The sequence below is a fragment of the Streptomyces carpinensis genome (genome assembly GCF_002154505.1).
GTDB lineage: Bacteria > Actinomycetota > Actinomycetes > Streptomycetales > Streptomycetaceae > Streptomyces > Streptomyces carpinensis.
The window spans coordinates 18,929-27,310 of record NZ_MUBM01000273.1 but is presented as its reverse complement, the minus strand read 5'-3'; the positions used below and the strand labels follow the sequence as shown (position 1 = coordinate 27,310).

Annotated in this window: 4 protein-coding genes and 1 pseudogene; all 5 read right to left on the bottom strand. The window is 70.4% G+C overall.

All coding sequences use genetic code 11. The features are described 5' to 3' along the window. A pseudogene (locus BZY54_RS32910) lies at positions 1-516 on the bottom strand (phosphodiester glycosidase family protein); the annotation flags it as partial. A 355-nt stretch (positions 517-871) separates the two neighbouring features. Then, on the bottom strand, positions 872-1,600 hold the full coding sequence (locus BZY54_RS32905) for a hypothetical protein (RefSeq protein ID WP_086728982.1): 729 nt from the start codon (positions 1,598-1,600) through the stop codon (positions 872-874). Then, a complete protein-coding gene (locus BZY54_RS32900; RefSeq protein ID WP_086728981.1) occupies positions 1,597-2,391 on the bottom strand; it encodes a rhamnogalacturonan acetylesterase in 795 nt (264 codons plus the stop codon). The genes BZY54_RS32905 and BZY54_RS32900 overlap by 4 nt, the downstream gene beginning before the upstream one ends. A 4-nt stretch (positions 2,392-2,395) precedes the next feature. Continuing rightward, entirely contained in the window at positions 2,396-6,925 is a 4,530-nt protein-coding gene (locus BZY54_RS32895; RefSeq protein ID WP_086728980.1) for a glycosyltransferase, read from the bottom strand. After that, positions 6,922-8,205 (bottom strand): CDP-alcohol phosphatidyltransferase family protein, encoded by a 1,284-nt coding sequence (locus tag BZY54_RS32890; RefSeq protein ID WP_086728979.1) that lies wholly within the window; start codon positions 8,203-8,205, stop codon positions 6,922-6,924. The genes BZY54_RS32895 and BZY54_RS32890 overlap by 4 nt, the downstream gene beginning before the upstream one ends. Positions 8,206-8,382: the final 177 nt, after the last annotated feature.

Genomic DNA, 8,382 nt, shown 5'->3' with positions numbered 1-8,382 from the left:
GCCCGCGGGTGAGCGGGTGCCGATGACCGTGCCGTCGGCCGAGAGCAGCGCCTCGGTGCTGCCCAAGGGGCCCGACGGGCTGTCGGCGCCCCACTGCGCGTTGTAGGTCACGACCTCGTCGGGGTCGGTGCACACTCCGTTGGACGGCTTCCCCTCGAGCCGGCCCGTCGAGGCCATCCGGTCGCCGCCGACCCCGCCGCAGCCCAGAATCAGGCCCGCGACGCGGTTGACCCCGTCGAGTTCACGCCGTGCTCCGTCGGCGGCCCGCAGACGGCCGGTGGTCGCGGCCTCGGCCACCCGGGCGACGAGACGTCCGCCGTCGTGGCCGACGAGGAGGGCGGGGCGGCCGTTGAGCGCCTCGCTGAGCACCCGGCCGTGCTCGGCGTACAGACCGATCGGGTCGCCCTCGTAGCCAGAGTGGTTGTGGCCGGTGGCGATGTCGAAGTAGGTGCCGTTGACGGCGGCGACCGCCCCCACCGACTCCGCCAGGGAGCGCACGGTCTTCGCCTTCGCCATGCCGGCTCCGTGCACCCCCATGACCCTGGCCCGGGCGTCGGGCGCGATGCTCAGCACGGAGAGCCGCACCGGGCTGCCGGGTCCGAGCTGCCGGGTCAGCTGCCGGAAGCGGACACCGGCCGGCAGGTCGAGCGCGGGCGTCGCCGAGGGGGCAGGGGCCGTGGGCCGGGGCGGACTCGCGATCGAGGTGCAGCCGGACAGGGCCGTCAGGGCGAGGCAGAGCGCGGCGACGGCAAGGGCCCTGGGCCGGACCCGGCCATCGGGGGCCGAACGACGCGTCCCAGGGGGTCCGCCGGTTGCCCGACGAGCCCGGGACCCGTTCGCCGGAGTCCCGTCCGCCCCGAGAGGACAGGAACTATCCATACGTGGGCAGAGCTCCCGGGGACGCCCCGAAGTCGCCGATGTACACGGTCACCTCGGACCACACCCGATGGCCGCGCTCGTCCTCGAAGGCCAGCTCGAACCGGTCGTAGCCCAGATGCCCGGGGTCCGCCTGGTAGGTGACGGCGCCGTCGGGCATGCAGGTGAGCATGCCGTGGCGGGCGAGTCCGACGCCCATGAAGCGCAGGCCGGGCGCGGGCGTGTGACCGGCGGGCAGGACGGCCCGTCCGCCGGGGCGCAGCGTGATGTTCTGCCCGGGCAGCCACTGCCGCCGTACCCGGAAGCCGGCGTCCGAGACGGCCGTCGAGGGGATCAGCTTGTCCCCGCGCTCCGGCATGAGGCCGATGATGACGCGGGGCAGCAGCACCGCGCCTTCCTGGGCGTCTTCGTTGACCCGGACCTGGCAGGTGACGGAGCGGGGCTCCGCGTCGCTGGCGTACGTGGCGTACCGGCCGTTGGTCAGATGGCTCATGCCCTGGTGGCGGACCATGGTGGCGGTGGAGCCGAGGAAGTCGTCGAGCAGGTAGCCGTAGGTGCGGTAGGCGCCGCCCGTGGGGGTGACGGACAGGGTGAAGGTGATCTCCTTGCCGGGCGCGACGGGCTGGGCCGGGTCGATGTCGGCGAAGAGCTCCAGCGTGCCGCCGACCTGGGGGGCCTGCGGGTGGGTCACCCAGGCGCGGGCGAGCGGGTACCAGTCGTTCATATCGAGGCCCCGTTCCCCGCCATGGTGGCGCGTCCGCCGACCCGTTCCTTGGTGAGCTGCTCGAAGACGTGGTCGTCGAGGAACTCCACCGCCGTCTCCGGGATGCGGGCGTCGAGGTTGCGGAAGTACTCCGGGGTGAGCAGGCCCTTGGCGCACATCTCGCCCGCCACGAACCGGGCGCACTCCATGGCCCCGTGGCCGCGCAGATGCGTGTTGTCCGCGATGCCGTCGGGGTAGTTGGGGTGCTCCCCCGGTTCCAGGTAGAGGAACAGCTCCTTGGTGCCCTCCGGCCCCGCCTGGCGCCACCAGGCGACGCTCCACTCGTTGAGGTCGATCAGCGGCACGGACAGGCCCATGGCCAGCTCGCGCATCGCCGTCGGGTACAGGCCGAGGGGGCGGCGCATGTTGCCGTAGCCGTCGAAGACGCGGCGCTCGTGGCTGGTCACGAAGACCGGGTGCGCGCCGCGCTCGCGCACGCCGAGCGCGTACTGGCGCAGGAACCACTGGTAGTCGCCGAACGGCTCGGTGAAGCGGCCGTCGCCCGGCTTCATGTCGATCAGGCCGAAGGAGATCAGCAGCAGGTCTCCGGGGGCGATGTTCTCCAGGATCCAGGCGAGCCGGCCGCGCTCCAGGAAGCTGCGCGAACTGGAGCCCGCCCGGGCGGCGTTGACCACCTCGGCGCCCTGGACGAACAGCTGCAGCACCTGGCCCCAGCCGACCATCGGCGCCATGCTCCGCGGCCGGCTCGTCACGCTGGAGTCGCCGGCGAGAAAGATCCTCGTGTGCTGCACGGCGTCATCCCCTTCCTTCTCGTTCTTCGCCCGGCCGCCCCATGACCAGCGGGGCGGAGGGCAGCCCAGGATCGCCCGCGACGGACGCGTCCATGGTGTCGATCACGTCGAAGGCCCGCTCACAGTTGTTCGTGTCGCGCAGCACGAAGAACTCCTCGGCGCGCCGGCGGTACTTCTCCTCGACCTGGAAGCCGCGCTCGATGGAGGCGATGATCTCGTCCACGGCCTGGTCGACGGTGCCGCAGGTGGGTCCGAAGCCGTCGCGCGCCAGGTCGAAGTAGCCGCGCTTGTAGTGCTTGCTGTAGAAGGCCTCGTCGTCGAAGTTGGTGTAGACGATCGGCTTGCCCATGTAGGCGACGTCGAAGAAGACCGACGAGTAGTCGGTGACGAGCATCGAGCACTCGCGCATCGCCAGCTGCACGTCGCGCCCGGTGGTGGACACCGTGATCGACGGGTGGTCGATGCGGAAGTGCTTCAGGTAGGGCCGGATCTCGTAGTGCGGCATGAACTCCAGCTCCACGTTGTGGTACTGGAGCGTCTTGAGCAGCCGCTCGTCGCGCAGCAGGGCGGAGAAGAAGCGGTAGTAGTCGGAGGCGGCGAACGGGATCTCCGGCTTGGCCGCCTTGTTGTAGGAGGGTGCGACGATGTCACGCCGCCAGGTCGGCATGACCAGGACGCGCCGCTGGCCGGGCACCGGCTCCAGCGCGTCGAAGCGCGGCAGGCCGGTGGCGGCCACCCGGTCGTAGCCGTAGCCGCAGTGCTCGGCGTAGTAGGCGCGCTCGCTGCGGCCGGTGGTGAGGACCATGTCGACGTTGGTGACCTGGGCGTGGATGGACCGTACGACGTCGTTGTAGACCACGCCGTGCTGCAGGAACACCCGTTTGTAGCGCAGCAGGTCGCCGTAGCCGGTGAGGAAGGCCCGCTTGGACAGGCCGGGGAAGCCCAGGTAAGCCTCCAGGTCGTAGGCGTTGATGAGCCGGGTGGCGTGCAGCAGGTACACCCGGTACTTCCACGACAGGCGGTCCAGGACCCGGCCGTGCGGGGCGAGTTTCTCCCGGTCGGCGGCGTCGCCGTTGATGGCGTAGTACACCCGGCGCTTCGGCTCGTTCTGCCGGATCCACTTGAACAGGTGGTAGGAGTTGTCCTGCGCGGTGTCCTCGCGCTCGCCGATGATCCAGATGTCCTTGCGGCGCAGCCAGAGGTGGTAGAGCCAGTACAGCAACCGGGTGCGCCAGCCGGTCCGGCCGGGCAGCGCGGACCGCAGGGCACGGAAGAACCGCTTCACCTTGTGGCCCAGCCGGTTCACTCCGGCGACCCGGCGCACCATGATCCGCTCGTCGTCGTCGACGGTCAGGATCACGGTGGCCCGCCCCGCGCGGTGCACGCCCTTGAAGCGGTGCAGCATCTGCCGGGCGTCGATGGGGGTGTCCAGGTACCGGTCGCCGTCGTGGATGCGCAGCACCAGGTCGAGGTCCCGGTTGTTCAGGCCCGCGAAGTCCTCGGGCCGGGCGATCGCGCGCCAGCCCGAGTACCAGTCCCGCTCACCGCGGGTGCGCCAGCGGTCGCGCCGGTAGACCTGCTCCACGGCGATGGCCCGCTCGGAGTGACCGTCGGTGAGAACGAGTTCGATGCTGTTGGCGAAGACATGGCTGATGTCGACGCCGGTGAAGACCAGCAGTCCCTCGAAGGTGATCCGGCCGACGGCGACGTGGCAGGTCTCCAGGACCGCCTTCTGACGCTCCACGCGCAGCAACGCGGTGTCGACCCGGTCGGCGGTGAGCCTGCGGTACAGGCCGTCGTCGTCGATGTGGAGGTAGGGCCGGTACTCGGGCGTGCCGTGGGGCTCGCAGAACAGGGCGAAGTTCCCGGTGCGCACGGCGTGGTGCTGGAGCCGGGACATGGCGGCGGTGGCGTACTGCAGGATCAGGTCGTCCGGGATGTCCAGGTACACCTCGTGCAGGGTGTTGAAGATCCCGCCCAGCTCCGCCTGGCTCATGATCCGGTGCAGGTTGCGCAGGTACGGCTGGAAGGTGCGCACCACGAAGCGCTGCGCCAGACGCTCGGCACGGGCGTCGAACCGGTTGGCGCGGCGCAGGAGGTAGCGGCACAGCCGCAGCAGTTCCTGCGCCTTGACGGCGTCGTTCCAGGGCAGGTCGAACAGGGAGTCGCTGTGCTCCTGGTCGCGCTCGTAGGCGGTGGCCTGCGCGGCGATGGTGACGCGGCGCGCGTGCAGCAGCGCGGGCACGGCCACCCAGGCGTCCTCGTAGCCCGGTCCGCCGCCGCAGCTGAGCCGGTGGTCGCGCAGCAGCCGGGTCTTCAGCAGCTTCGCGCCCAGTCCGGTGGAGAAGACGAGGTAGGGGGCGTCGTCCAGCCGGTTCACGGTGGCGGGGCGCTTGCCGAAGTACCGCTTCCACGGCGCGTCGGTGTCCCGGCGCGCTCCGGGGAAGTTGTCGGTGTCGCCGACGACCACGTCGGCCTTGGCCCCGCGGGCGGCGCGCAGCAGGTGGCTGACGCTGTCCTCGCCGAGGATGTCGCGGGCGCGGGCGAACATGACGTAGGGCGCGCTGACATAGCGCAGCCCGTGGTCGAACGCGGCACGCATGCCCATGGAGACCTGGGTGACGACCGTGGTGTTGGCATACCGTGCGGCGAAGGAGGCCAGCCGGCCCGGCGTGGAGTCGGTCGACCCGTCGTCGACGAGGATCACCTGGATGCGCTCGAAGTCCATCTGGGCGGAAAGCGAGCTGAGGAACTCGTACAGGTTGTACTCGTCGTTGCGGCAGTGCACGACGACGGCCGCGCCGTAGTTCTCCTGCGGGGCGGTGAACTCCGGCAGTTGCCGGTTCGCCCACCACAGCCAGGGAGTGCCGCGCGGGTCGGTCTTCTCGCGCTGCTCGGTGGTCTCCTCGCGCAGCGCCAGGTTGCCGCTGACGGTCTCGTAGATCTCGTAGGTGGTCCCGCCGCCGGTGTAGCGCTCGCGCGTGAGGTCGAGGTCGCGCACGCAGACGGTGGTCGTCGCCCGCTGCCCGTCGTGCCGGATCTGGACGAAGAGGTTCCACACGGCCGGCCGGTCGCCCTTGCCGAGGGTCGAGTCCAGGTCGACCGTCGTGTGGTAGCGGATGTACTCCTCGTCGACCTCGACACCGGTGACCTTGAAGGTGTGGTCGGTCCGGGGGCTGCGGCGGCGCAGTACGGCGGTGAGCTCGAGCTTGTCCTTGGGGCCCACCCGGCCGAACTGGTTGCGGATGTACCCGGTGACGTGCAGGGCGCCGTCGTGGATCTCCACGCGGGTGGCCTGGTTGAACAGCCGGGCGTCGGCCAGGCGGGTGCCGGCCAGGTCCAGGTCGGTGACGTCGAGGAAGCGCTCGGCGTGCGGGCGGCCGAGCAGCGAGCCGGACCAGAAGACCTTGCCGTCCCGCTCCACCAGGTCGGAGCTGAGGACGCTGCGCCGCTGGACGAAGTCGGCGACGGACAGCGCCACGTCGACCCTGCCGTGGATCAGGCCGAAGGCCCGCACCCGCTCCAGCGGGCCGCACAGGTCGTAGGTCTCGGTGGGGAGCGCGCGGAGGTAGGGGCCGGTGGCGCGGACGAAGCCCTCGCGGAAGGCGTCGTCGCCGGTGCGCAGTTCGGGCGTGTAGAGCCTGAGGTCGTGGGAGAGGAACTTGGCGGCCTTGTGGGCGACGAGGTGCTGGGCGCCGTGCTGGACGAGGTAGTCGTCGGCCCACCGGTGGACCAGCACCCGGTCGCGGATGCTGCGCAGTTCGCCGCGCCGGTTGGTGATGGACGGCGTGTCCGTCTCCCGTTCCCACATCCACCGGTAGACGGGGGTGGCGAGCAGGGTGATGGTGCGCGCGCACAGCCCGGCGACCGTGGAGAAGTAGGTGTCCTCGAAGAAGACGCCTTCGGGGAAGCGGATGCCGTGGTGGTGCAGGAAGTCGACGCGGTACAGCTTGGCGGCGGCGATCGGGTCGTCGAAGAGCTCCGGCGCGGCGGCGAGGCCGCCCCGGACGGTGCGGTCGGTGCCGTACAGCTGCGGCTGCCAGACGGTGGTCTCGTCCTTGGCGAGGTTGACCCTGACCGCCCGGCCCGCCGTGATCTCGGCGCCGGAGGCCAGGGCGGAGGCGAGGAGCACCTCGCACGCCTTGTGGGGCAGTTCGTCGTCGGCGTCGAGGAACATCAGGTACTGGCCGGTGGCCTGCTCGATACCGTTGTTGCGGGGCGCGCCGCAGCCGCCGCTGTTCTGCGGGCGGGCGATGATCCGCACCCGCCGGTCCTTGTCGGCGTAGCCCTGGGCGACGGCGAGGGTGCCGTCGGTGGAGGCGTCGTCGACGACGAGGACGTCGAGGTTGCGGTGCGTCTGGTTCAGGACGGAGCGCAGGGCCCGGTCCAGCGTGGCGCTCGCGTTGTAGGCGGCGACGACCACCGTGACGGTGTACGCGGTGGGGTCGGCGTAGGAGATCGTGTCGACGTGCGGGGAGTCGGCCGGGTGAGCGTAGGCGCCGCCGTGGGCGCCGATGCCGGTCGGCATGTTCATCGCCAGGGCCCCTCGTTCTCCGGCCACACCGTGCGGACCTGCCGCAGCGGCACGGTCTCGGTGAACATCGGCTGCGGCTGCGGGTAGGGCCGGAAGTAGGGGTCGTCGTCCGGCTCGGGCTCCTGGTAGCGCTCGTCGGCGAGCAGGGCCTCCTCGGCCTCGCGGCGCTGGCGGTGACGGCCCCGGTGCAGGTGCTGGGCGATGGTGCCGGCCGTGCTCGGGGTGGGGTCCAGTTCCTCCATGATCCGGGTGAAGTCCCGGGTGGAGAGCCAGAACTTGTACATGATGATCAGCTCGAAGAGCAGCAGCAGGGCCGCCGAGACCGCGGTGGTCCACAGGATCCGCCCGATCAGCGGGCCGATGATGAAGATGAACATCTGGAACTCGATGCCGCTGATGAGGTGCGGCCGGATGCGGGTGTGCAGCATCGCCCGGCGGACGCGTATGTACCAGGGGAACTGACCGCGGAACTGCTCGTGCAGGTCGATCACGTTGGCCTCGCCGGCCTCCGAGCGCAGGACCTCGGCCGAGGCGCCGGGGTTGTCGCGCAGCAGGTCCTCCATGAAGACCACCTGCGCGCCGTCGGCCCCGTCCTGGGACTGCTCTTCGGCTCCGTAGGCGGCCCCCTGCTGGGCGTGCTGCTCGAGTCGGTAGGCCCCGTCCCGGGGCTGCTGCACGACTCGGTGGGCCCTGGCGCGGGCCTCCTGCTCGGCGCGCTCGGCCTCGGCGCGGGCCTCCTGCTCGGCGCGCTCGGCATCGGCGCGCTCCAGGGTGACCTTCTCGATCTTGGTCCGCATCGACATGCGCATCTTGTAGATCTGCAGCGCGTCGACGTAGCGCAGCATGTCGAGGAAGACGACGCCGAGAGCGGCCAGGAGGTAGCGCTCGTCCTCGGTGCGCAGGAACTGACCGCCCATCAGGGCCAGGGCGCAGAACAGCACGCGGATGCGGTCGAAGACGTAGTCCAGCCAGCCGCCGAAGACCGTGCCGTTGCCCTTGAGCCGGGCGAGCTTGCCGTCGATGCAGTCGAGGATGAAGCTCAGGTGGTACAGCACCGCGCCGATGAGCAGCGACTGCTGATCGCCCTTCAGGAAGAAGCCTGCCGAGCCCAGACCGATGAACAGGGCGGCCCAGGTGACCCGGTTGGGCGTGATGAACCGGAAGCGGGCCACCACGATGAGGATCCTGGTCGCCACGGGGTCCACCAGGAAGACAGTCCACCAGGCATCGCGCTTCTTGCAGGTCAGTTTCTGGACAGCCCGCAGCGACAGCTTGGCCATAACCCCTCAGACACACACCAGACAGGACAGAGTGCCCTGTGGCAGCGTGTGCGCGCCCCAGGGAGCTCACGGGGCCTGACCGGGTTCACAGGACCAACACATGAGCGGCCTGAACTTTAACAACGCTTCAACTAGGTGTCGACGGACATTTACTGGCAACTAACAGCGACTTTGATC

Bases quoted from the DNA above. Each gene is read 5' to 3' on its own strand.
- BZY54_RS32895 (WP_086728980.1), bottom strand. From the start codon at position 6,925: ATGAACATGCCGACCGGCATCGGCGCCCACGGCGGCGCCTACGCTCAC.
- BZY54_RS32905 (WP_086728982.1), bottom strand. From the start codon at position 1,600: ATGAACGACTGGTACCCGCTCGCCCGCGCCTGGGTGACCCACCCGCAG.
- BZY54_RS32890 (WP_086728979.1), bottom strand. From the start codon at position 8,205: ATGGCCAAGCTGTCGCTGCGGGCTGTCCAGAAACTGACCTGCAAGAAG.